Origin of the sequence: Paenibacillus sp. P3E (assembly GCF_001909045.1) — a bacterium.
GTDB classification, from domain to species: domain Bacteria; phylum Bacillota; class Bacilli; order Paenibacillales; family Paenibacillaceae; genus Paenibacillus_AQ; species Paenibacillus_AQ helianthi.
Genome location: NZ_LVWH01000223.1, coordinates 1 through 25,969 on the forward strand (window position 1 = coordinate 1; position 25,969 = coordinate 25,969).

The 25,969-nt window shown below is 49.8% G+C and carries 16 protein-coding genes, 1 pseudogene and 1 riboswitch; of the genes and pseudogenes, 1 reads left to right on the forward strand and 16 read right to left on the reverse strand.

Annotated elements, in window-relative coordinates:
• Positions 1–174 precede the first annotated feature (174 nt).
• The 5 genes from A3842_RS28875 to A3842_RS28900 all read right to left on the reverse strand — a co-directional run bounded on the left by A3842_RS28875 (position 175) and on the right by A3842_RS28900 (position 12,014).
• Positions 175–1,272 (reverse strand): RHS repeat-associated core domain-containing protein, encoded by a 1,098-nt coding sequence (locus A3842_RS28875; protein WP_083609784.1) that lies wholly within the window; start codon positions 1,270–1,272, stop codon positions 175–177.
• A gap of 4 nt (positions 1,273–1,276) precedes the next feature.
• Entirely contained in the window at positions 1,277–2,167 is an 891-nt protein-coding gene (locus A3842_RS28880; RefSeq protein ID WP_074103605.1) for a hypothetical protein, read from the reverse strand.
• 21 nt (positions 2,168–2,188) lie between these two features.
• A complete protein-coding gene (locus A3842_RS28890) occupies positions 2,189–9,271 on the reverse strand; it encodes a DUF6531 domain-containing protein (RefSeq protein ID WP_143186398.1) in 7,083 nt (2,360 codons plus the stop codon).
• Positions 9,272–9,296: 25 nt separating this feature from the next.
• Positions 9,297–11,381, reverse strand: coding sequence for an S-layer homology domain-containing protein (locus A3842_RS28895; RefSeq protein ID WP_074103606.1), 2,085 nt, complete (start codon positions 11,379–11,381; stop codon positions 9,297–9,299).
• Positions 11,382–11,432: 51 nt separating this feature from the next.
• Positions 11,433–11,525, reverse strand: a riboswitch (cyclic di-GMP riboswitch).
• Between the two features lie 252 nt (positions 11,526–11,777).
• On the reverse strand, positions 11,778–12,014 hold the full coding sequence (locus A3842_RS28900; protein WP_074086607.1) for a DUF6953 family protein: 237 nt from the start codon (positions 12,012–12,014) through the stop codon (positions 11,778–11,780).
• Positions 12,015–12,048: 34 nt separating this feature from the next.
• Here A3842_RS28900 and A3842_RS32765 point away from each other — a divergent pair, with 34 nt between their 5' ends.
• Entirely contained in the window at positions 12,049–12,216 is a 168-nt protein-coding gene (locus tag A3842_RS32765; protein ID WP_178382431.1) for a hypothetical protein, read from the forward strand.
• A gap of 551 nt (positions 12,217–12,767) precedes the next feature.
• Here A3842_RS32765 and A3842_RS28905 read toward each other — a convergent pair.
• From A3842_RS28905 to A3842_RS28955, 11 genes and pseudogenes are all read right to left on the reverse strand, one after another.
• Positions 12,768–13,811, reverse strand: a complete 1,044-nt coding sequence (locus A3842_RS28905) for an ABC transporter ATP-binding protein (RefSeq protein ID WP_074103607.1) — start codon at positions 13,809–13,811, stop codon at positions 12,768–12,770.
• A 40-nt stretch (positions 13,812–13,851) separates the two neighbouring features.
• Positions 13,852–14,652 carry an ABC transporter permease gene (locus A3842_RS28910; RefSeq protein WP_074103608.1) on the reverse strand — a complete coding sequence of 267 codons (801 nt, stop codon included), beginning with the start codon at positions 14,650–14,652 and terminating at the stop codon, positions 13,852–13,854.
• The gene (locus tag A3842_RS28915; protein ID WP_074103609.1) at positions 14,649–15,572 is read right to left on the reverse strand and encodes an ABC transporter permease; all 924 of its coding nucleotides are present in this window, start codon (positions 15,570–15,572) and stop codon (positions 14,649–14,651) included. The genes A3842_RS28910 and A3842_RS28915 overlap by 4 nt, the downstream gene beginning before the upstream one ends.
• 99 nt (positions 15,573–15,671) lie before the next feature.
• Positions 15,672–16,784 carry an ABC transporter substrate-binding protein gene (locus tag A3842_RS28920; RefSeq protein ID WP_074103610.1) on the reverse strand — a complete coding sequence of 371 codons (1,113 nt, stop codon included), beginning with the start codon at positions 16,782–16,784 and terminating at the stop codon, positions 15,672–15,674.
• 251 nt (positions 16,785–17,035) lie between these two features.
• The gene (locus tag A3842_RS28925) at positions 17,036–19,234 is read right to left on the reverse strand and encodes an alpha-galactosidase (protein WP_074103611.1); all 2,199 of its coding nucleotides are present in this window, start codon (positions 19,232–19,234) and stop codon (positions 17,036–17,038) included.
• Between the two features lie 45 nt (positions 19,235–19,279).
• Positions 19,280–20,101 (reverse strand): carbohydrate ABC transporter permease, encoded by an 822-nt coding sequence (locus A3842_RS28930; RefSeq protein ID WP_074088876.1) that lies wholly within the window; start codon positions 20,099–20,101, stop codon positions 19,280–19,282.
• A complete protein-coding gene (locus A3842_RS28935; RefSeq protein ID WP_074088875.1) occupies positions 20,101–20,973 on the reverse strand; it encodes a carbohydrate ABC transporter permease in 873 nt (290 codons plus the stop codon). Before A3842_RS28935 ends, A3842_RS28930 begins: the two co-directional genes overlap by 1 nt.
• Before the next feature lie 87 nt (positions 20,974–21,060).
• Positions 21,061–22,317, reverse strand: coding sequence for an ABC transporter substrate-binding protein (locus A3842_RS28940; protein WP_074103612.1), 1,257 nt, complete (start codon positions 22,315–22,317; stop codon positions 21,061–21,063).
• 148 nt (positions 22,318–22,465) lie between these two features.
• On the reverse strand, positions 22,466–23,509 hold the full coding sequence (locus A3842_RS28945) for a LacI family DNA-binding transcriptional regulator (protein WP_074088873.1): 1,044 nt from the start codon (positions 23,507–23,509) through the stop codon (positions 22,466–22,468).
• Positions 23,510–23,866: 357 nt separating this feature from the next.
• A pseudogene (locus A3842_RS28950) lies at positions 23,867–24,439 on the reverse strand (ABC transporter substrate-binding protein); the annotation flags it as partial.
• Between the two features lie 115 nt (positions 24,440–24,554).
• Entirely contained in the window at positions 24,555–25,673 is a 1,119-nt protein-coding gene (locus A3842_RS28955) for an alpha/beta hydrolase family protein (RefSeq protein WP_074103613.1), read from the reverse strand.
• Positions 25,674–25,969: the final 296 nt, after the last annotated feature.

A 25,969-nucleotide genomic window follows, 5' to 3' on the forward strand; every position in this document is an offset into this window, starting at 1 on the left:
GCACTCTAGGTAATTCTACATATTGAACACCAATAAACATTACATCAATATTTTCAAGGTACTTATCATTCTTGGGACTTCTAATAAGTAATTCCCCATGACTAATTTTATAGTGCCAGAATTGAAATTTTCTTCCTTTTAAATTACTTAAAATAGTAATCATCTTCTTTCTTTTTATTGGAATGGATTTGGAACTTCAATTCCATCAATAAACCATTTAATTTTATTCCACCATTGTGAATTATTCTTAATTTGCAGTAGTTCCCAATCTGTAGGACCACCTGCACCTCTTGCCGCTCTTGTAACACCAGCCCAAACATTTACATCAGTTAAATCAAAAACAATTTGTACATTAGGATTAATCAGATTATCCAATACTGTAGATTGCCAAGTTGCTGCATCCAGATAGCTCCTCCAAGTTTTTGCCCCTTGGCTCGATGCAAACTTTTCTAAATAATTATCTAGACCTAATGCAAATTTTTCAGTCGTCCTCCCAACCATTGCGCTCGCAGCCGCATCTTCTGCAATTACCGCTGCTCTGGGAGCAACCTTGACCAACTGTATTTCAGGTAAGGCAAATGCTATAGAATTTAAAGTATCATTAATCTGCCAGCTTCTTTCTTTTGCAAACATTGATGCCATTTCATTTTCAGCCCAGCCTGCTTTTCCATCCGTGTTATCTTTCGGATTCTTGCTGGTCTTTGTAGCCATGTTGAACAGGTACTTAAAGTAATTATTATTGTCTTTTTTTGCGTTCGGGAAAAACCATTTGGCTTGCGAACCAAGCCATGCTCTAGCATCCCAATATGCTTTCGAACCTACTCCTCCAGCACGAGCCTTCTTGATCTTACTTTTAACTGTGCTGGCAGAGGAAGCAAAGCCCATACCTAATTTCCCGGAAACTTTATGTCCACTTGGATCAGTATAACTGAGCGGATTATTCTGCACATACGTATACAAATTCAACGTCTGCGGATTATTAATATCTCCTTCATACGTATCCTCATTAATAAACCGCCCCACACTAGAGTCAAAATCCCGCGCCTGCGCATGGGAATAGCCGCTGTAGTAATCATAGCCCAGGCTGGTGTAGCTGAATAGGTTGTCCGGGCCGGACCCGTTCAGGTCGAATTCCTTCGGTTTCTCGGCCACGCCGAATTCGTCGTAGCGATAACGTGCTGAGATGCTGTCTACGTTTGCAATAAGTTGTTGAAAAAAAAGCTGATTTTCATATGGAAACCATACAAAATCAGCTATATCAAAAATCCCTATTCAACTATATACTAATTATTTGTCCCGAGTTTCCAATAATCCCTTCCTCAAAATAATTAGCAGGAACAGGGGTCAGTTTACCACCACTCATCGTGGACTTTATCATTCTTTGGTTTGCCAAGTCATAGACTGTCACTAGAATACCGTCAAAGACAACTCCGGATCTCATTGCATCATCACTCCAATGAATTTCGATAGCTTTAGTATCCAGTTCGAGACGGCCAGAATAACCGAATAATACATCACTATACAACTGTACCAAGGTGATCTCATTCTCAACCGACGATAATACCGTTATTAGTTCCGAACTGGTGTCTTCGACCTCTATGGCCCATTTCTGATCAGGAGACATTTCCATCTTGAGTATTCGTCCGGGTACAATTGATGTATTCAAATCCACTCTCATATTTGACATCATAATATTCATCAAAATTTCCATAGCATCAATAGCTCTTTCATTCAATAAAAGCTCACTGTTCTCTATCCTTATTCTGAGCGAGTCGGAGACTTGCACATCTCCACTCAAGAAATAACCTTTTGGTCCAAAAACTTTTTGAATCAAATAAACTAACCATTCCAAAATATTTACCGTTTGTTCGCTGTCGGCCCATATCATTTGCTTACGATCTCTGGTCGGTTTCCAATGCAACCAGAGATCCGGCTGGCAGCTTGGCGGAGTATTATAATCAACAATGGAGGGATCTATGCTCTGTCCAGAATCTGAAAAATCCAGTGGATTATAATAAAATTCTCCATCTATCCCCACGTCCTTACCTGGAACTATTGTAGAGAGTATCGTAACATCTCTTTTCATTCTTCTTGTTCTTGCAAGGCCATCCACTAAATAATAGGTCTCTTCATCTAATTGACGGTCAAAGTTTATGACTAGCTGCATACTTCACACTCCAATCTACTGTTAAGGAATTACTGCGTTTTCCGGGATAGTCCACCATAATGGCGGTAATAAGGACGGAACGAATCGAATAACTCTATAAGTTACATAAGCACCACCGGTAATTGTTCCCGCCTTTAGTAAATTGTTATTCGTCTCCTTCTCCTCCTCCTTTTCAGGTAGTGGTACTGTAATATAAACCGGTTCTTCAGTAGATGTTTTCCTTCTTTCGTAATAGTATATCATCCCTGGATCTGTTGAATAATGTGTTTCAAGTACAATTTCTTTGGTTGGATCATATGGGTGTTTTAATCTGACCTTATCGGGGTTCCATAAAACACCTCTCACAGCAGGTTTCCCCTCTAAGTTCAAACCATTAACATACTTGCTTAGTTGCGCTTTCCCATCAATATTCCTCTGGGCATTTTTATAATATGTGATAGGTTTCAATTCATAAACTTGGAGTGTTCCTTGTGTATTAATCACAAAGTCTGCGTAACCGTAAGTTCCATCTACATAGTTCACTTTGTAATTATATTGAAAAGCGTTGGGTCCTAATAACCCATTCATAATAGGTTGAAATGTATTCTTTACTTGCATATGAATTGCAGTACCATAGACTGGATCCCCAAACTTAGGTGTACTATCAATATCCTTATGTCCACTTGGATCCATATATCTTAGTGGATTATTCCTCACATACGTATACAAATTCAAACTAAGCGGATTATCGATCTGCCCTTCATACGTATCCTCATTTATAAACCGCCCAATACTCGAGTCAAAATCCCGCGCCTGCGCATGGGAGTAGCCGCTGTAGTAATCGTAGCCCAAGCTGGTGTAGCCGAACACGTTGTCCGGGCCGGATCCGTTCAGGTCGAATTTCTCCGGTTTCTCAGCTACGCCGAATTCGTCGTAGCGGTACCGTGCGGACATGCTGCCGTCCTGGCCTTCCAGGCCGATGACGCTGCCCTGTGCATCACTCAAGTAAAAGAGTGTCTTCGGCGCAGCAGACACAGCGCTAGCTCCGCTGGCTCCGGCGGTCGGCTCCCAATCGTTGCTCGCGTCTCCGCTTACCAGATAGCTCATGCTGATCCGTTCTTCACCGGCTCCGTACACATACGACTGCTTCCAGTTCTGTCCGTCTGCTCCGCTTGCGGTCAAAGGCTGCGGAATGCCCATGGTGATGTCATTGGTAAAATAAATGTCCAGCTGCCGCTTCTTGTACTGCGGCTCCCAGCCATCCCGGTTGCAGGCAGGATTTCCTGGCGGGTACGCATCCTGAATCGCACCGTCTCCGAGGGTGGTCCGCATGCTGACCCGGTTGCCGTCACCGTCATACTGGTACGTGGTGATGTCGCCGGACGTATTCGTGTTCCCTATCAGGCGGTTCGAAGCATCCCAGCGGTTGCTCTCCAGCACTTGCGGGCCTGCAGCCAGCGCTGCCTTCAGCATTGCTTCAGGGCTAAGAGCTTTCTCTGCCCCGTAGACCTCGTCCGTGACTCCTGTTTCAAGCTTCGCATCCGGCAGTGCGGATGATGGGGCTCCGGCCGCATCTGGTGAGATGTTTCCCGCAGGACTCACGGAAGGACCTGCAATCGTTGATAACGGATCTAACAGCCCAGACAACGCATCTGTCGTTTTGACAGTACCTGTAGTTGTGACTGCATCTGTAGTTGCACCTGCGCCTGTCGCTGTGACTGCTCCAGCATTTGCACCTGCATTCTTGCCCGCTTCCAGTCCCTTTGTATCCGAGTAAACACTATCCGGTACTGAAATCTTCTGCGCATTCGCCTGCGCCGTGAACAGCTTCAGAGCCGATTCGCTGTCGATCCCGCTCACTTCCAGCAGATTGCCGCGCTTGTCATAGATGTAGTCTTTGTAGTCGCTACCTTTTTCGAAATGGGTCAGCTTGTTCGCTGCATCGTAGGTATAGCTCTCCATGGCGGTACTTCCGGCTTCTGTGGTTTCTTTTCCTAACCGGTTGCCCACGGTATCGTAGGAGTAGACGACCTTGGAGCCGTTCTGCTTCTGCACCTGCACCAGTTGGTTCAGCGCATCGTAAGCGTAGTCTGAGATATCTGCCGGACGCTGAGCTCCGCTCGGATTATCCTCATCACTTCCGCCTTCCAGGCGCTCTGTGCGTGTTTTGTTGCCAGCTGGATCATAGACATAGGTTAGCTGCTCCAACAGCCCGCCGCCCGCCGCCGTATGCTTCATCTCCAGCAATTGCCCCACGCCGTCATAGCTATAGGTGCTCTTCCCGCTGTTCGGCAGCAGCTTCTCGGTCAGGCGGCCGCCCGCATCATATTGATAGCTGGTGATCTGGTTCTGCGCATCCGTCACCTGCTTGATCCGGTCTAACTTATCGTAGTCATAGCTGACCACGGTGTTATCCGGATAGATGATCCGGCTCCGCTGTCCGGTTGCGGTCCATTCATAACGCACGTTATTGCCGCGCGGATCAATGACTGACGTTGGCCGGTTCAGTGCGTCATAGGTATACCGCGTATTCCCGGTACTGTCTGTCATGAGGGTACGACGTCCCGCAAGGTCATATTCATATTTTACCGTAAGATTGCTGCCGTACTTAATCTGCTCCACCTGATTGCCCTTATTATAGGCATACACGGTTGTATTGCTGTCCGGTTCTGTGATCTTCTGCAGATTGCCGTTGGCATCATAGGCAAGGGTCGTCTTCTCCTGCAGCGGATTCACTGATTCAGTCACCCGATTGAGTGCATCGTACTGGTAAGAAGTCACCGCTCCCAGTGCGTTGGTCTTGTCCAGCAGGTTGCCGGAGGCGTCGTAGGCGTACTTAGTAGTACTGCCCTCTGCATTCTTCACTTCCGTCAAGCGGCCGAGCGGATCATACGTAAAGGCCGTCTCATGATGATTGGCATCCACGATCTTCTCTATGTTGCCTTGGGCGTCATAGGTATAGGAGGTTTCATACCCAAGGGCATTGCGCACCAGTGTGCTGCGTCCCAGCGCATCGTATTCGTAAGAAGTCTTTTGTCCCGCCGCATCTGTAAATTCAGTCATTAGTCCGCGGTCATTGCGGGTGACTGTCGTTTCTTCATTCAGCGGATTGATGGTTCCGGCATCCAGTCCCCGGCTGTCGTATTTGGTCGTCCAGACCGAATGATTAGGGTCGATGACAGCGACCTGGTTGCCGTTCTTGTCATACTGGTATTCGGTTACTGCACCCAGCGCATCCGTTTCCTTCACCAATTGTCCAAGCGCATTATAGTCATAGTAGGTGCTGTTGCCCAGCGCATCCGTCTCTTTGATGGTATGGCCTGCCGCATCATAGCGGTAACGGGTCTTGGCCCCAAGCGGATCGGTTACGCTCAGCAGTTCATTACGTTTACCGTACGTGTAGGAGGTAATGTTACCCTTTGCATCCTTCTGGGTAAGCATGTTTCCGTTATCGTCATAGGTATATTTGCTCGCCTGGCCTTCAGCATCAGTAACTTCCTCCAGCTGTCCGACACTGTCGTAGCTGTAAGCCGTAACAGCTCCGGCTTCGTCCTTCGCTTCTTTGACACGGCCAAGCGCATCATAGGTCTGGCTGGTACTGTTATGGAATGCGTCCTCTGTGCCGCTCAGACGGTACACATTATAGTTGCTAACCTTCTTGGTTCCAGCTGCATCTGTCTGCTCCACCGGATTGCCATTGGCATCATAGGTGACGCTGCTCGTCTGGTCCAGTGCATTGGTGACAGTAACCCCACGGTCTTTCTTGTCATATTCAACGGCCTGCAGTTTGCCTTCCGCATCCTTGATCTGAGTGGTCCGGTGCAGGGTATCACGTTCAATAATGGTCGTGTAGCCGCTTGGGTCCTTGATCTCCTTGGCGAATCCGTCGGCATCGTTGGTGTAAGCCGTGGTATGCCCTTCCGCATCGGTCACGGAGAGAGGAACTCCCTTGCTGTCCCAGGCAATGGCGACTGCGTGGCCAAGGGCGTCCGTACTTTTGACCAGGTTGCCTGCCGTATCGTAAGCATACGCGGAGCGGTTGCCGAGCGCATCGATCTCCTCAACCGGACGGTTCAAGGCATTATAACGTGTGAGTGTGGAATAACCGCTCTCATCCGTCCTCTGCGTTACATTTCCGCGCTCGTCGTAAGCCAATTTCCCTTTGTTGCCGTTAGCATCCGTAATGCCTGTTACCTGGTCACTGCTATCATAGCTGTATTTAACGATGGCTCCATTCGCCGCTTGGCGCTGTGCAACCTTGAAATTGTTGTTCCATACATAAGTTGTATCTTGATGCAGCGCATTGGTCCATGTGGTCTTGTTCGCCGTAGTGGTGATCGAAGAGGCTAATCCGGCAGTACTTGCCGCTGTAGCATGTCCGGAACTGGCTCTGTCGGCTCCATTGGCATTGCTGGCACTGCTGGTACCACTGGCACCGTTCGCTCCATTGGCCCCGTTTGCACTGTTGGCACCACTTTGTGAATAGGTCAAAATCGTCTGGCCTGTCCCTACACCCGCATGAACGATAGGGGTCTGGTTCGGGGTCATATCTCCGCCAAGAACGAATAGCCCGCCAGTCTGCACATTCAGATTATTGTTGACACTAACATTGTCACGGACGAATAAGTCACCGCCGGTTACCGTCAAATTCGCGGTCTGGTTATTGGACACAATCCCGCCGACGACCATTTCCTGGGCAATGTTCATCTCCACACGGGTGTTGATCGACAAATCTCCCGCAATCAGAATCCGCTTCGCATCTATGGTCAGCCCGCCGCTGTTGTAGGTCAGACTGCCGGTTTGCAGCGTATCCCCCACAGTAACGGAAGAATCATTGTTGAGATGAATCGTTCCCCCGGACCACAGATTGCCGTATAAGCCTTGGACCTTCTGCACATCGAGTGCAAGCTTGGTGTTGGCGTTCAGTCCCTGCTTCAGAATCAATGTGCCGTATACGCGCACGGTGATATCTTTATTTGTATTCATCCCGTCCAGGATCAGGACTACGGGCTTGCTCGGTGATCCGAACGTAACGCTCTCTTCCACATTCAGCTGGCCCGAACTGACCACTGCAGGTGAAATACTGCTGGACGCAATCGCACTTTGAATGTCAGCAATCCCGCCTGGAGCGGCAACTGCTGAGGCAATATAAGCATTCCGTTTGCTCTCAATGGTTCCGATGCTGGCCGCTAAATAATCGGCTATGAGTGGTTTCAGCCCTTCTACCTTCTTATATGCCGGTGCATGGGCGAGATTGTTCATCGTACCAGACAAAATCACTTCATCCGAGTCCGGAATATCCCGTCCATTCGCAGGGTCTATCCCTGTCTGACCGTCATCAGGCTCTTCGCCCCGGACCACTGGAGCCACGCGCCCTTCATAGCTCGAAGAACTCGTATTCCCGTAAAAGTCGGTAAAGCTGGTCACACGCTGATGGTCATCATAGGCTACGCCCATCGTCGCAGCACCCTTGGCATCCGTTACGCTGAGTACATGATGGCTGTTATCATAGGTAAGCTTGGTTGTGGCTCCGTCCACATCTGTAATCGAGGTCAGATCTCCACTTGCCGTATCGTAATGAAATGACATTTGCCGGCTGGCCGGGTCACTTACAGCAATCAGCTTGCCTGCTCCATCATAGCTTAGACTTAGGGATGCCCCGGCTGTATTGACCGCCTCCAGCTTCGTTCCCTGATATGAAAAAGTGATCTTATTCCCATTCAAGTCCGTGACCGATTGCAGCAATCCTTCCGCATTGAAGCGGTAACCATCGCCTTGAGGCGATGTGAGGGTATAGGTCCCGGCAGATGGCGCACTTAGCGTCCAGTCGGTCCCGCGCGGGGTCAGATACGCTCCTCCGGACAACGGTACATATTCAAAAAGCGAACCGTCCGGGCTCATGACCTCCACCTTGCCGCCGCTCAGCGGTTTCAGTTTCCATTCATAGCTATGATGCCAGCCAAGTCCAGCGACACCTGTGAACGGGTCACGGCTTAAATAGCTCAACCCGAATTGCAGCGGCATCAATGCCTGCAATGTAATTGAATCTGTCGAGTAGACAAAATCACCCCGGGCCGGATCAACCGGCGCCTGTCCGGACGGGTTCACGATCCGCAGCCGGTCATGAATGGCAGCTTCCGTAAATTGCGTCAGATCGCCGCTGGAGATATTCCGGGTAGTTTGCGGATTGACCAGCAGAATGGAGCTCAGTCCGCTGACCGTTCCCGAGGAAGCAGCAGACTGGTTCAGGACGGCAATGTCTTGTGCCTTCTCCTTCATGGCTTGCACCGTATCCAGCTTATAATAATAAGCCGCCAGGGCTTCCCAGCTGATTGAAAAAGCAGGCATAGGTGCACGCAGCACCGCAAGCGGCTCCGAATACCCTGAGAGCTTGCCGTCTTTCTTCGCTCTCGCCGTGATATGCGCGGCTTCACCCGGTGTGATCCCGATCTGCTGGCTCCATTGTCCTGCGTTATTGACTGCAATATTGGAGAACAGCTTTTCCTCCCTACTGGATGGATAGTAGAGCTCTAATTCAAGCAGGGTTCCTGGTTCAGCAGTTCCGGATACCACAGATTGTCCAGAGGCAGCAGGTTTGATCTGCAATGCTGCCGGAGGGGCTACTTCGTCGCCGCCAAGAATTTCGAAGCTGGCAATTTGCCCGTAGTATACGCCAACTCCGTTATATTCGGCAGGAGAGATGCAGACGTTATAACGCCCTTCCTCCAGCGGTACGCCTCCAATCTTGCCATCCCACTGATATTTGTGAACGATGTATTGACCGTTCTGTTTCGTTTGATAATCTCCGCTCGTAATCAGATCCCCCAGGAGCGGGGCAGAACCGTCTTTTTGCGGAGTACACAGGTTGATGTTGGTCTTGTGAGACTCCTGGCCGTCATCCGCCGCATTGAAGCTGAACGAGATTTCAACACTTTTACCGGGTCCCGGGCTCAGCTCACTGGGCTCAATCCGCATGTTGGTCGCCGCAAAGGCTGATGAGGTGAGCTTGGTAAGTCCCGGAACAACCGGGACGTAAGAGAGGACCAGCAGCAGCGCAAGCATAAGGTTCACACGTGTTTTCATACTACCGCTGCGCCACTTCCTTGTTATCTTTCGAAATGTCATAGACTGATCTCCTATCCGTTATAAGTTAGAGTAATTTCAACTCGGCCAGCAGCTTGTACATAATGACAGCCGCCTCGGCTCTCGTGGATGAATGCTTAGGCTTCAAAAGCTGTGCGCTGCCCTGCACCAGCTTCTTCTCGACTGCAGCAGCTACAGATTCCCGTGCCCATGCGCTAATGCTGTCATTATCCTTGAATCCGGAGAGTCCAGCCTCACGCTTGACCGCATCCGCAGCAGTAGCCTTGTTGCCCGTAGTGCTGTCAATCGCCCGCATTAGCATCACCATCATCTGTTCACGGGTCAGCGGATCATTACCATGAAATAGTCCGGCTTCGCCGGTTACGATTCCGGCCTTGGCTGCCGCCTCCACATAAGGGTAAGACCAGTTCGCCGCTGGGACATCACGGAAGGTCGCCGTATCCGGCTGCACCGGCTGCAACTGAAGAGCTGCTGCCAGCAGCTTCGTGAATTCCGCCCGGGTCAAAATACCTTTTGGCGCATACACGGTTCCGTTCATCCCGTTCACGATTCCTCTTGCGGCGAGTACCTCTACCTGTTGCTGTGCCCAATGGCCTGACAAATCTGTGAAATCAATATCACGCAGCATAACCGCATACAGTCCGGAGGCTGTAATCTTGGCCTGCACAAATCCATTCTCCGCTGCAGTCACTCCCCCGATATAGGTCCAGTTGCCTTTTGCCGGATTGTAGCTGTAGATTCCAAGCTTCTCACGACTTGTCGTCCAAGGCTCTTCCTTGGGATATTGAACCGCCAGTTTGGCCGGGATCAGAAATGGAGAACTCGCTTGTATCTGCCAGGCGGAACCTGCCTTCAGCAGTTTTTTGCCGTTTGCGTCGATCAGTGCCTGTGTCTCCAGCTCTGCCTGGGCCAAGCTTACAGTGGTATTATCCTTGAAGGTTCCTGCTGAAATCTCCAGCCGCGCCAAGCCATTCAGTACAGACAAGATACCGCCAGCACTGCCGATAACCTGACTATCCTTGGCTCCGGTTATTACAGGGATCTTCACTTCCGGGGTTGAGCCCGAGTTCGAGCCGGTACCTGGATTTGGCGTTGTACCCGGGGATGGAGTTGTTCCCGGACTTGGAGTCGGGAGGTTTCCATCTTTTAATTCCACTGATTCTATGTAGTCGTCTTTCTTGCTGTACAACAGCTTACTTCCGTTAATTCCGATCAGCTTCGCCCCGGCCGGTACCGCCGGCAAAGGCTTCACTGCATAAGTAGAGAGATCCACCTGCTGCAGCGTAACTGCACCGTTAACATCCTCTTGAAAAACGGCCTGTCCTCCGCCTATGGACATGAAGGCATACTCTGTTCCTCCAGGCTTCATCTCCGTGAGATCCACAGGCTGTGCCGTCAGGTCTTTGATATTCAGAAGCACATACTTACTCTCAGAGGCGCCGTTCTTTTGCTTAAACAGCACATGGCTCCCGTTAAAAACAAACCAGTCCACGTAATTCGCTCCGCCCAGACTAATAAGCGCACGCGTGACTCCACTGCTTACATCCAGCAGACTGAGGCCCCCGTCACGGGCATTCTTATACACCACATCTCCACCTGCCAGTACCGGGAACCGTCCTTCGCCGAGGTCGGCTTCAACCCCCGTAGCCAGATCATGATAGATCATGCTGCCGTAATTTTTGCGCTCGTACCAGACCACGCCAACTCCATCCGTAGTCGGATTCCCATATTGGCCGGACTGCTTGTTAAGCTTGATGCGGGTGCCTGTTGCAAGATTTGCAGAGTAGATATCCCAGTTCAGGGAAGCTTCCTGCTCCGTTCCCTTGTCCGCCCACACGGCAATACTGCCGCCCACAGAAGGGGCGTCCTTGGCGGATGAGCTCGTCGTAAGTACCGTACCCGCACCACTGGATTGATTCAGCGCGTGCACCTGTTTGACCCCGCCTGCATCTGCTTCCAGCCATACGATCCGGTCACCGGATACACTGTAGTCCGTTCTGCCCGGATCTGTCCCCGCTGCCGAGACCTGCTTCATGCTGAACCCCCCGCTTAACAGGCCTCCAAGCATACATACCACCGCCACTGCGGCCACAAGGGGCCGCGACAACTTCATTTCCCTTTCCAACCTCATTCACTTCTCTCCCCCAGCACTATTTGTAGGCACGCCAAAAAACCAAGTGCCTTGAGCGGCCCGGCTGCCCTAACATCCTTCCCGGATGAAGTAGGCCCGTGGCTTTGCGTCTCCGACTTTCGTACGGATTTGCCTTTGTTCCAAACTCGGTTTTCAGTCCCTTTACCCTTATGTATTCGTGACTTTCGATGTACAGGACTCTATCATTATCGGAATTTATTCCTGTAGAATTAAGATGTTCTATTTTTTCCTTTTTTAGGGATTTGGACATAGAAAAAAACCACATGTAGGAGATGCCCCGCATGTGGTTTATAGTCAGCTTCTATACTTCTTCTACTGGACAAGCAAAAAGGGCTTCAACGGTCACCAGCATCATAGCTGGCCCGGGGGCATATTTCAAGTCCATGCCCACAGGAATCCGTCACGGTCCCAGGCGATTCTTCCGCCGTGCAGCTTGCGGAAGGCCTTCTTCACATCCTTGGACAACGAAGCATTCCCGTTCTCATTCACAAATACAAACTGCTCGCCAAAATTAGCCTTCACATATTCAATCGCAGCGGTCTGGTACAGGGTTCCCGTAAAACGGATCTCCTTGACCATCCACTCCGCTACCTCTTGTGCAGTTACTTCCATCAGGGTACTGCTCCTTCCTGTAAATCCCTCTACAATGCCTTCCCATTATAGCATGAATATGGTCACTCGGGAGGTTCACTGGACAGGGCAAGAGACGGGACAGTGGAGAGCGAAGAGGCGGGCCGAAGAACAAGAACGGGGAATGAACAGCACGACGGACGGGCAACAGTCAAGGCCATTCGGGCAGAACGGGTTTGCATAGAAAGGATTAGAAGAAGTGGAAGAAGCGGAAGAAGTGAAAGAAGTGAAATCAGGCGCTCACTCTTCCTCCTCCCCGCGCATGTTCGCTGCTTGGCGGTGTATAAGCCGAATTTAAGAATTAGAATACACTACCCAATGAATTCTCTGTTCCTACAGAGATTCATTGATGCACAGAGATCGATTCTAAATCAACTCTATACCGTTTATGCTGAACGAAAATGCTAGCTCATCTATGCACGATGGAGATTAGTTGGAATTTATACACTTAATTTCCGATAAATCGTAGTAATACTAGCATTAGTTGGAATTAATCCACTTAATATTGATCAATATGGATAATTCGGGCTGAAAGTAGATTTTTAGTTTTACTTTTTCCACTTCAGTGCTGCGATATCGTAATGCCAGCTGATTAGTGGTAGTTTTTCCACATAAATTTGTATATCAACGAAAAGTAATCATAGTTTAAGAATGTTGAGCGATACACATAGCAAACGTCCATTCCAGCGAAAGGATCGACGCTAAGCCTTGGAGTCAGGACTTATATCCCCGCCTCTACGCCCCCTCCTGCTCCAGATGCAGCAGCTGGGAGGGATCAAGCAACAGGGTCACACAATCCCCTTCCCGAACCCGCAGCCAGCGGCCGTCATTCAGCAGGTCTACGGTCAGACTGATCCCCTCGGCCATGACCGTGGCGCGGATGATATTGCCCAGAATCGACACGGACTGAACCTGTCCGCGTACATCCACCATGCCATCCGCATCATCCTGAATTGCTTCACCTTCAGCCAGCAGGGTTACCGCCTCGGGGCGGATTGCAAAACGGTCGGAGCGGCTGTCGATCCTGCGGAACAGCGCGAGTGCCTCCGCCCGGTTGAATACGTTATAGCTGCCCATGAACCGGGCCGCGAATTCTGTGCGGGGCGCTGTGTACAGCTGCTCCGGGGAACCTTCCTGCACCATGCGCCCCTGGTTCATGATGCAGATCCGGTCCGAGAGGATCAGCGCTTCCTCCTGGTCGTGGGTCACGAACAGCGTCGTCATGCCCAGCCGCCGCTGAATATCGCGGATTTCCGCGCGCAGATTCTTGCGGATTTTGGCGTCGAGCGCGCTGAGCGGTTCGTCCAGCAGCAGCAGCTTCGGCTGGACGGCCAGCGAGCGCGCCAGCGCCACCCGCTGCTGCTGTCCACCGGACAGCGCCTGCGGATAGACACCGCGCTTGTCTTCGAGATCGACCAGCGCCAGCAGTTCTTCGCACCGGCTGCGCCGTGCCGCCGGTGCAACGCCGCGCATGCGCATTCCGTATTCCACATTCTGGCTGACGGTCAGATTGGGGAACAGCGCATAGGATTGGAACACCATGCCCACATCCCTGCTGCGCGGCGGCAGCTTCGTCAGCTCCTTGTCCGCGAGCCTGATACTGCCGCTGTCCAGCTCAGTCAGCCCGGCGATGCAGCGCAGGAGCGTGCTTTTGCCGCAGCCGGAAGGGCCCAGCAGCGTGATCAGCTCCCCCTCTGCGATGTTCAGATCTACTCCAGCCAGCACAGGCGTATCACCAAAGCTTTTGCGGACACCTTCCAGCTTCAGATAATCTTCCATTCCTTTATCCCCCTTATTGTGGACCTCCGGCCGCTAGACCTTACTTCGCCTGCCCTTTAATCTTCATGCCAAGCTTCATCAGCACGGCCGACAGCAGCAGAATAAATACAAAATAGGAAATGGCAATCGCGCTGGCCAAATGTCCGCTTTCCCCCACCCGCTGGTACAAATAGACCTGAATCGTCTGGATATGGCCTCCCACCAGCATATTCGTCAGTACGAACTCCCCAAACAGCACGGAGAAGGACAACAGCGCGGAGACCATGACCCCCGGCCAGATATTCGGCAGAATCACATTTACAAAAGCAGTCCGTCTCTTGGCCCCAAGCAGCTCAGCGGCATTCAGCAGCTCTACAGCCGATACACTCAGCAAGCTGTTGCGGATGCCCTGATACATATACGGCAGGATGACCACGAAATACGCCCCTACCAGCAAATAAGCGGTACCCGAAATGTCGAATGGGCCAGAGGAATAGGTGCGGATCAGGCCTACAGCCGCCACAACTCCCGGCACAGCGTAAGGCAGAACAACAATTCCCTTCATGAAGCTCTCCCAGCGCGGAAAATAAACCGTAATGACAAAAACAGCCGGCAGCATCACGGCAAGACTGAGCAGCACGCTGATGATGCACAGATACAGCGAAGTCCACAGCGCCTCCAGAAAGCGGATATCCCGGAACATGTCACTGAACCAGTTAAGTGTCCAGCTGCGGGGCAGCAGCGTATTCTGCCAATCCTGGGCAAAAGCATATAATCCCGTTGCCAGCAGCGGCAGCAGCAGATAGACCATGAGCAGGAGCATGAAGGTGCGCGGGGCGAAGCCCGCTTTGCGCGTATTCATGGTCCCGCCTCCTCACGGACTGCTGGCCAGCGCCGGTTGGATCGTCCGCTGCTGCGCTCCTGCCTGGCAGGAATTCTGCCGCCGAATCCTTCCATCCGCCGTACCATCCGCTGATTAAGGAACACAGCCAGCAGCGTACTTAGTGCAAGCAGAACCGCCAGGGTGCTGCCCATCTCCGGCTGGGTCACCACATCACCAGCAACTAATGAACCGATACGGACAGCGAGCAGATTATAGTTCCCGCCAACCAGCGCGTAGGCAGTAGCATAAGCGCCCATCGCATTGGCGAAGAGAATGCCAAGTGTACCGAAGATTGCCGGAGACAACACCGGCAGACCGACCGTCTTCCAGAACTGCCAGGATCCTGCTCCAAGCAGGGAAGCCGCTTCCCTCCACTGCTCCCGGATGCCATAGAACGCCGGGTACAGCAGCAATAAGGCCAGCGGAATCTGGAAATAGACGTACACCAGAATCAGACCGGACCAGCTGTACAGGTTAAATCCGCCAAATACGCTCCAGCCCCACTGTTTGAACAGCAGCGTGAACACGCCATTGTTGCCAAGCAGAATAATGTAGGCAAAAGCCAGCGGAACCCCGGCAAAGTTCGAGGTCATATTGGACAGCATCAGCAGCCGGTCCCGTACCGCAGGGGCAAAGCGGGTAATACAGTATGCACATAGAAGCCCTACACCCACCCCGATCAGGCTGGAGAGGACGGAGATTAGCAGGCTGTTCTTGATCGCCTGCATATAGTAGGCACTGCTCAGCGCATGCCGGTAGTTGGCCAGGGTGAAACCCGCTTCGTCCGAGCTGCGGAAGCTGCCCGACAGCATGGAGAAGACAGGCACCACCTGAAAGGCCAGCACCATCAGCACAAACGGAGCCAGGGCCAGCATCAGGCCGCGTTGTCTCTGTTTCATCCTGCACGCTCCTCTCGTGAAGAATAAGCAAGCGGGCGCCTTAGGCATACAGCTCAGGCGCCCCCATATCTCTTGTATGAAAACTGATTCTAAAGACGGTTAGTTCAAATGCACAAGCACGCGTTCCTGCCACAGCTGGGGAAGGCTCTTCGCGGTTTTTTCCCACACTTTATAGTCACCAACCGGCTTCACATTGGCGTATTCCGCTTGAGGCAGCAGCTTCGCGGCAACATCCTCCGGAAGCTTCACGCTGTCGCGGATCGGACGGGCATAGCCTTTCGCCAGATTGATCTGCCCTTCGTCGCTAAGAATATACTCACGCGTCAGCTTGGCCGCATTGGGATGCGGGGCCCATTTGTTGATAACCGTCGCATAACCGCTTACCACACTGCCTTCCTTTGGAATCGCGACGTCAAAACCATTTTTGTCGATCTGGTCCTTATAGTTCAGCGCGTTGAAATCCCACAGCAGCGTCACTTCCACTTCACCCTTCTCGATGTTGGCAAGTGAAGCCTCAGCATTGGAGAGCCGGCCTTTTTTCGCCAGGTCTTCAAAGAAGGCAATCCCCGGTTCAATGTTCGACTCATCTCCGCCAAAAGCAATCGCTGCGGCGAGCACAGCCATTTGGGCCTGAGCCGCTTTGGTCACATCGCCCACGATGATTTTGTAATTGCCGTTCTTCAGGTCCTCCCAGCTCTTCGGCGGGTCGGCCACCAGCTTGGTATTGGTCAGAAAAGAAATACTGCCTTGATAACCCACAACCCAATTACCGTCCTTATCCTTGGCCCAAGTGGGGATCTCGTCCCAATGGGAGGTTTTGTAGGGCTGGGTTACGCCTTTATCCACTGCAACCGGACCGAAGGCAATGCCCACGTCGCCAATATCGGCTGTCGGCTTATCCTTTTCCGCTTCGAACTTGGCAATTTCCTCTGCACTCGACATATCTGTATCGGTATGTGTAATTTCATACTTGGCCGTAATATCATTCCAGGTATCCTTCCAGTTAGCCCACGAATCCGGCATGCCCACACTGACTACAGCGCCTTCTTTGGTAGCTTCGGCTTCAATTTCGTTTAAGCTCAGCTCTTTGGCCCCGGCATTGCCGTTCTCTTTATCAGCTTTGGCTTCCGAGTTGGCACAAGCGGCAAGCAACAGGACGAGCAAGGACAACAGCAGACCCATGGATAAAAGTTTTGCGAATCTTTTTTTCATGATTTCCCTATCACTCCTATTTCTGATTTGCGGGCTCCCTCTCTGATCCAAGCTTATTCGCTGCCCAACTGAAGTATAGGGGGACACTATTCGCCAGATATTAAACTGAGTAGTAAGATTTGTAAAAAAAATAGCCCCACAAAGTGGGGCCTCGCTTCGAGGCTTATGCCAAGTATTTCTTTATCTGTCGACCAATCAGGTCGGTTATTATTTCACTGTTCAATTAACGATATAAGTATAGCTTGCTCCGCTTACCCTTGAACCGCCTTCACCTTCCACCATTTGCTTACGTAATCTTGATGAAATTGAGGGATATGGAGGCCTGCCTGCATGAGAAAATCTCCTCTGTGATCATCCAGCCCTTCAACGCTATAGGTCCATTCCTGATTTAGGCCCTGCAAGGCCAAGCGCTTCATGGGAGCGTTAGGCACTGCAAGCACTTGGAAATAAAATACCAAGGCCTCTTTACGGTCTTCGGAAACAAACATCCATGCCGTCTCATTCCCCTTGCCTGAAAAAGGACTTCTTAAGCGATAGAAATCACCTTGCTGCACCAAGGACCGTATCTCCTTATATGCAGCCACCTGCCCCCGGACTATCGCTTTCTCTTCCTCGGTAAATACAGTCAGATCAAGCTCATAGCCAAAGTTGCCGGACATGGCTACGTCTCCGCGTGTCTCAAGAGGGGTTGTCCGGCCTACCTGATGATTCGGTACAGCGGATACATGAGCGCCCATCGTGCTGATTGGGTAAACGATGCTGGTGCCGTATTGAATCTTGAGACGCTCAACTGCGTCGGTATCGTCACTCGTCCAGGTCTGCGGCATGTAATACAGCATCCCCGGATCGAAGCGGCCTCCCCCACCGGAGCAACTTTCGAACAACACCTTAGGGAATTTTTCCGTTAACCGCTCAAGAAGCTCGTAAAGTCCAAGTATATACCGGTGGGCTGTCTCGGACTGCCGTTCCGCACTTGCCAATGCCGAACCGATCTCAGTCATGTTCCGGTTCATGTCCCACTTGACGTAAGAAATAGGAGCCGATTCGAGGACCGCGCTTAGCGATTCAAACAGATAATCCTGCACATCCAGCCGTGACATATCGAGAACCAGCTGCTTCCGGGCCTCCGTCCGCCGCCGCTGTGGAGCGTGCAGACACCAGTCCGGATGCTTCGTATAAAGGTCGCTGTCGGGAGAAATCATCTCTGGCTCGAACCAGAGACCGAACTGCAGGCCCTGTCGATTGACCCGTTCTGCCAGTTCCTGCAGGCCCTGGGGCAGCTTATTGCGGTCCACAATCCAGTCCCCCAAAGAGCTGGTATCATCATCCCGCTTGCCAAACCAGCCATCATCCAATACAAAGAGCTCAATCCCCAGCTCAGCGGCCGTTGCAGCGATTGCCTCGATCTTGTCTGCGTTAAAGTCGAAGTACGTCGCTTCCCAATTATTGACCAGAATCGGACGTTCCCGGTCACGGTAAGCACCTCGGCATAAACGTGTCCGATACAGCTTATGATAGGTGCGAGACATGCCTCCCAACCCTTCCGGCGAATAAACCATCACGGCCTCTGGCGTTTGGAAGCTCTCACCTGGCAACAAAAGCCACGAGAAATCGAAAGCATTAATCCCGATGGATACCCGCGTTGTATCGAACTGATCGACCTCCGCCTCCGCCTCGAAGTTACCGCTATACACCAAGCTGAATCCGAATACATCCCCCTGGTCTTCATCCGCATTCGGCCGGAGCAGAGCAACAAAGGGATTCATCTGGTGACTACTTGCGCCCCGGCGGCTCTGGGCGGTTATACCTCCATGGCCTAAGGGTCTTCTTTCAATGTGACGCTCTCTGGTCCAAGAACCGTACAGGTTTAGCCAATCGAAATCAGCATCCTGAAAATCCACACTGGCACTCGCAGCCTTCAGGAGACGTAACGGCTCCTTCCCTTTGTGGGTGAACTTTACGGACCGTGCAATGGCGCTGAATGTCTCAAACACGGTATAGCTCAGCACAACTGTAAGCCCTAAATGTTCATCACTGAGCTCCAGTTCAAGTGTCTGTACATCGTCGCCATCTTCTGCATATACCGCCGGCAGCCCTTCGAGGGAAGGCTTACCTTGAACTATTCGGTGAGTCCTGTATACCAGCTCCGTCACCCTGGTGCCGTCTTCCAACTGGATCTGATAGGCTGGAGTCCGGAAGTCGCCCGTTCCATATTGGGGGTACTCCTGGGGCAGAGTATCCAAGGATATGCTGTTGTCTCCCGGGACCGAATTTGGAATGAAGGAACAACGCTCTATATGCTGAAGCAGCCCAGTCAGGTTCCCTTCCTGACTTAGTTTTTTTCCCCAATACGCATGGGCGGGATAGCCATGAACCAGTTGAATCACGTAGCTCATGTCCTTCGACTGAAGGTGGAATAACCCCTCTTGTTCATGATAAAAGATAGCCATAATTGCTCTCCTTATTCTCTGTGTAGTTAAACCTATTTTGGACAGTTATTTCACTGCCCCGCGTGTAACACCGCTGATAATCCATTTTTGCGCCAGTATATATACAACCAGCATAGGTGCCATAGCCATTAAGTAGGAAGCGAACGCAAGGTTCGTATCCTGTCCGAATTTCGATTGGAAAATGAATTGTGCAAGCGGCAAAGTGGCTTGCGATTCTTGGTCCAGCATAATAAGCGGCAGCAAAAAGTCATTCCATGCCCATACCGTTGTTATAATGGCAACCGTAGCATTAATAGGCGCCAGCAGCGGAAATACAATCTTCCAGAATGTTTGCCACACTGAAGCGCCATCTACAACAGCCGCTTCATCAAGCTCTTGAGGCAAGCTTCTTAGATATCCTACATACAGCAGGACGTTAAAGGATAAGCCATAAACAATATAGAGCACTATGAGGCCATACAGATTATCCAAACCGAATTTGGCTGTCAATTTTACAACAGGGAGCATGATAATCGGGAATGGAACAAACATCGCACTGATGAAGTAAAAATAAAGACCTTTAAAAAACTTATGGTCAAATTTTTTCTTTATCGCATAGGCGACAAAAGAATTGGTCAATAGTGTAAAGGTAACAGTCAATATGGTGATGATAGAGCTATTCCGAAACTTTTGCCAATAATTAACCTGATCAGCAGCGATGCCGAAGTTTTCCCATCTCCATTCTTTCGGAAAAGCGAGAACACCATTTGCAATTTCCTGGTTATTTTTTATTGCCAGCATGAATGTCATATACAAGGGGAATAGCACAAATATAGACCCGGCAATAAGAAAACAAGTGGCTACCCAATTGGTCCGGTTTAAACGCATTATAAATTCAGCTCCCTCTTCTGCAGATAACGAAGCTGGATAAATGAAATTGCCACAATAACCACAAAGTAAATAACAGCATTGGCCGATTGGAAAGCAAATTCATTACCCGAGAATCCGTTCTTGTAAATCAAAAACGCAATCGAACGGGTAACTCCGAAGGGGCCTCCACCCGTCAGTGCAAGAATCTGATCGAAGACCTGTAGAAATCCCTTTAGGGAGAGCACCATATTTATCGTGAAAAATGGAGCAATCATCGGGAACGTTATACCCCAAAATTCCTTCCATTTATTAGCCCCGTCCAGAGCAGAGGCCTCGTACAGATCTTCAGAAATTGTTTGTAGCCCTGCCAGGTACAATACCGTGTTAAAAGCCGCAGATTGCCACACAGTAACGAAAACAATCGCCAGCCATGAGCCCTTCTCATTTCCGAGCGGGTTGACCATCCACTTCTCAATCCCCAGGTATCCCATCATATCAATCCAAAAATTCGCAAAGAAATAATTGAAAATATAAGCAACAATCAACATACTTAAGATATATGGCATAAAATAAAGACCTTTAAAAAAGTTTTTAAATTTAATATTACTATTCAGTGCCAGCGCTATGGCTAAGCTCAGAATATTCACTAAAATCGTCGTTACGATGGCAAATTTGAACGTAAACAGGTATGCACCCAGAACATCCTTATCTTTAAAAACATTGAGATAGTTTACGAACCCCACGATTTTGTAAGTAGGCCGAAGTCCGTTCCAATCCGTAAAGCTGTAAAATATGCCCATTAAAGCCGGTATGGTATGGAAGATAAAAAACAATATAGAAGCAGGCAAGACCAGTAACAAGTAGGTTCCCATATTTTTTCTTTTCACCATGCATTCCTCCTTCTCCCCATTAAAATAGGAATGAAAAGCGACATTATGCTTTTCATCCCCTTTTACAATGCTATTTAGGCTCTGGTATTAACGATTCGCCAATTTGTCATATTCTTCGTCCATTTTTTTCAGGGCATCATCAACATTTTTCTTCTGCATCAGCTCTTGAATAATTACGTCAAGGGCCATACCGTTAATATAGTGATCCGGAAAGTCCGCTACTCGGCCTTCTTCAAATGCCGGCTTAAGGTCCGCATATACTTCATCGTTCTGGAACACATCTTTAATGGCGGAGAAGGATTTCTGCTCGTTTATATACTGCTGGGCGTTATCTGTCTGCATCATGAAGTCGATAAATTTCGTCGCTTCCTCCGGAGCTTTGGATGAGGCGGAGAGGGCAAACAATACATCGACACCGGATACTAGAAAGTTCTTGGATTTATCATTGGTTAACGGGTAGGGGAAGACGCCAAGCTTAATATCGGGATTAGCCTTCAGGATCTCCGGAATGGCCCAAACGCCTTGAAGATACATTACGGAGGAGCCTTTGGCGAATTTGGCATTCGCGTCATTATAGCCGTCGGCGAAACGGTCTCCCTCCTGGCCATTCTGCATAAACTCAACATATTGAGCCATCAATTCTTTATGGCCGGCGGCGAAAGTGGTCTTGCCCGCTTTACGATCCGCGTAGAACGTTGCAGGCTGCAAGTCCGCTACGAACACATTCCAAGCAGGCAGCGCGGTCCAGGCATCTTTAAAAGCCAAGTGAAATGGCACTTTACCTGCTGCTTTAATTGTAGCCAAGACCTTATCCATCTCGTCCTTAGTAGTCGGAACCGATAACCCCAGTGCTTTGAATTCGTCTTTATTGTAGATGATGCCGTTTGCGTTGGCGGCAAAAGGCACGCCGTAAAGCTTTTCAGACCCCGTAATCAATTGCAGGGTTTTCTTGTAGTTCTCGATTACATTGGCCTGACCCGGGTAATTCGTAAGATCGGCCAGCACACCGTTTCTGGAAAGATCCTCGAATTGGGCATCTCCGCCCACCGAGATGATATCCGGCACATCACCCTTGGCTATACGGGTTTTCAGCACCGTAGCTGCTTCAGGAACGTTAGTCTGAACAATGTCGATGCCCGGGTTAGCGGCTTCGAATTTTTTAATCAATGCATCATAAGTGGCAACAGCTTCGGATTTATATTGGAAAAACTCGATCTTAACCTTTTTGTCACCGCCGGAAGCTTCTTCTTTCTTGCTGCCAGATGCATCTTTATTGCCGCCACATGCGCTAAGAGTGGATAATATTAACACTAATGCAATAGCAAGAGATAATGGTTTTTTCATCATACTGTCCCCCAGACTTTAGTTGAATGCGAACTCCATTTCCGGTACAATAGTATTGGTGTTTTTCCTAGCCGACCTAGTCATTGCCGTGACTGGGTCTTTTGTTTAACTTGTTCCATAAATCACCTCCTCCATGGAATCTACAAACTTATTTGTTCATATTCTTGTGTGCTCCGCAGCTTTCCCGAACCACTAGCTCAGTTTCGATCACAGCGTGAATGGCCGGTTCCCTCCCTTCCAAACGTTCCATCAAAAGTTGTACAGCCGTTCTGCCGATTTGCTCTGGATAAACTCTCACACTTGTCAGAGGTGGATTCATATATGCCGAAACCTCTACATCATCAAATCCTATGATTGCCATCTCCTCAGGCACCTTTACCTGTTGTTCCTGCAACGCCCGAAGGGCACCAATGGCCATCGGATCACTGGCAACGAAGCACGCTCTCGGACGGTCTGGCCTTCTGAGAAGCGCTTTCATTTGCTCATAACCACTAGCTGTACTCCAATCTCCAAAGAACATATAATCTTCATTAAACAGTCCCTTTTCATTCATCAGTTGTTCAAAGTAAACTTGGCGCTTATCTACCACAGTATCTCCTTCATGTTTGGCCCATAGCTTGTAAAGGTAATCTCGTCCCCCAATCATGCCGATATCCCGGTATCCAAGAGCTATAAAGTGTTCAACCACATCTTTTACAGCCTGCTTAAAGTTGATACTGACCGAATCATACCCCCTTAATTCTTCAAGTGTATGGTTGACCAATACGATAGACTTGTGATTAGGAAAAATCCTATGGATATCCTCCGTATCAATAGAACCCACCACGATCAGACCATCCATTTGTTGACAAGCCGCTGGATCTACTTCATTTCCTCTGATCACTCTTCCAATGGGAATTCCAAGCTCATCACATCTTTTTTCAATACTAATGCGGATTTTGGTGAAATACGGATCCTCTTTTTCATCATCGGTAGAGATCCATAGAAGCAATCCTACCTGCTTGCTGGATAAATCGCTTTCTTGTTTCAGCCGCTTCACACGGCTTGGCTTATATTGCATCAGTTCTGCAATTTGAAAAATCCGTTCGCGCGTCCCTTCACTTACAGAAAGTGTGGCATCATTATTTAGAACACGGGAAACCGTCGCCGGAGATACATTGGCTTTTATCGCTATATCTTTTACTGTAGCCATTCGTCACAACACCTTTTAGTAAATATATTAACTTAACAATTTGAATTTTATCATACGCAAAAAATAATTGCAAACCCTTTCATTTAATTTTTTTTCTAAATATCACCCGTAATCAATGTTATCTTGTCAATATTTTTATTTTACCCATTATTTTCAACATTATTTAGGAAATTTATTAACTTCAAAAATAATTAATGACTGAAAGTAGCTCACCTCTACTTATGATACAGTCCTCCGCACTGTCTGTAACGGCAAGTTTAAAAGGCCTCCCATTGCAGGGATGCCCCTTTCTTTCTAAATAAGAATCTAACGTATCCGCTTACTTAACTCCAAACCATAATAAACGCCCAGTTTTTCTTTATAGTCACCAACCGGCCTCACATTGGCGTATTCCGCTTGAGGCAGCAGCTTCGCGGCAACATCCTCCGGCAGCTTCACGCTGTCGCGGATCGGACGGGCATAGCCTTTCGCCAGATTGATCTGCCCTTCGTCGCTAAGAATATACTCGCGCGTCAGTTTGGCCGCATTGGGATGCGGGGCCCATTTGTTGATGACCATCGCATAACCGCTTACCACACTGCCTTCCTTTGGAATCGCCACGTCAAAACCGTTTTTGTCGATCTGGTCCTTATAGTTCAGCGCGTTGAAATCCCACAGCAGCGTCACTTCCACTTCACCCTTCTCGATATTGGCAAGTGAAGCCTCAGCATTGGAGAGCCGGCCTTTTTTCGCCAGGTCTTCAAAGAAGGCAATCCCCGGTTCAATGTTCGACTCATCTCCGCCAAAAGCAATCGCTGCGGCGAGCACAGCCATTTGGGCCTGAGCCGCTTTGGTCACATCGCCCACGATGATTTTGTAATTGCCGTTCTTCAGGTCCTCCCAGCTCTTCGGCGGGTTGGCCACCAGCTTGGTATTGGTCAGAAAAGCAATATAGGGGGACACTATTCGCCAGACATTAAGAGTAATAGTAACATTTGTAAAAAAACAACTACCTGGATTGCAGACAGTTGTTTTCTGTGATTATTTGTAAGCTACGCCGTACAAGTTACATACGCAGATGCTTTTTGAACCAATCCAAAATTTCCGGGAAGACTTCGTCCAGATAATTCATGGTGCAATGCTCCGCATCCTCCATATAATTCAGCGTCGTTTCCCCTTTGGCCCAGCCCACCATTTTGTCTGCATGCGTCTTGGGCAAAGGCATCACCTCATCACGGCCCGCATGGTAAAAGAGCAGCGGTGAGCGCAGGGCGGGAGCCTCTTCAATATCATAATTGAACTGCGGGAGCGCCGCTTCCAGTGTTTCGCAGCCCGTCATATACGTAACCCCCCGCTGCCAGATCGGATTTAGCTGCTTCAACCCCCGCAACCCGCCGATATACACCAGACCGCTGTTACCGGCCGTACATTTCACTCTCGAATCGCGGGCTGCCGCCTCAGGCGCCAAATATCCCCCCAGACTAAAGCCGACAAGGCCGATCCTTGTGAGATCTATTCCGCTCGGCGGCTGCTGTTCAAACCAGTCGATTACCGCGGATACCGCAGAATGGTAATCCCGGGCGTCAAATTTCAGCGAACGCCACATTTCCCCCTGTCCCGGTCCGTCGAATGTAAAAAAATTAAAGCCCTGCCCGCTAAACACCGAGCCGAAATGATGCCCTTCTGCCTCTTTAATGTTATCCATGCCATTCACAAAAATAACAAGGGGCCTGCCTTCTGTGTCTGCTTTCCGCAAATACCCGGGGATGGAAACTCCGCGATACGGGATATCCACCCGGACAGGCTTCTCCGTGTCGTTATACAAAGAGAGTGCCCGGACATAGCTTTTCCTTGCCTTTTCCTGTGTGGCTTCTTTCTGCACGCTGTCGATAAAAAAGATATGTTGACCCGCATGGTAGCAGGCCACCGCTTCATGGAACAAAGCCCTGGATTTGCCCAGGTTGCCTTCTGCAAGTGCCTTTTCCGCAATGCGGTACACCTCATCTCCTTCTGCCGTCCAGATCTCACACCACTTGCGCCAATCGCCGATTCTCGCCACCACTCTTCGAAGTCTTCCATAATCCGTCCCGAACATTAGAAACCTGCCATACCAGTGCTGATACACTCTCTCTTCATTAAAAACAAACCGGAATGCGAATCTTTCCTTCATTGTGAGCTCTGTCATGATCACCCAATCCTTTCGTGGTTGAGATTTATATAAGTTAAACTTTAGATTTTCATAATGGGGTCTGGTTGTAACTGCGGGGAATGTTTGGACTTCCGGCCGCTGTTATGTTTGGATTTCCTGATTTTTTCCGCTGGGAGCGGTAGAAATCCAAACCTTGCCTATGCTTCCGATGCGAGCTTTCCTGCGGAAAGCTTTCAGGCGGACGCGTTCGCTCCTACAGTTCCAAACTTCCCCTCCGCACTTCTACCCATTTTATTGAATTTTCAAGTTTATCTTATATAGTGGTTATATAT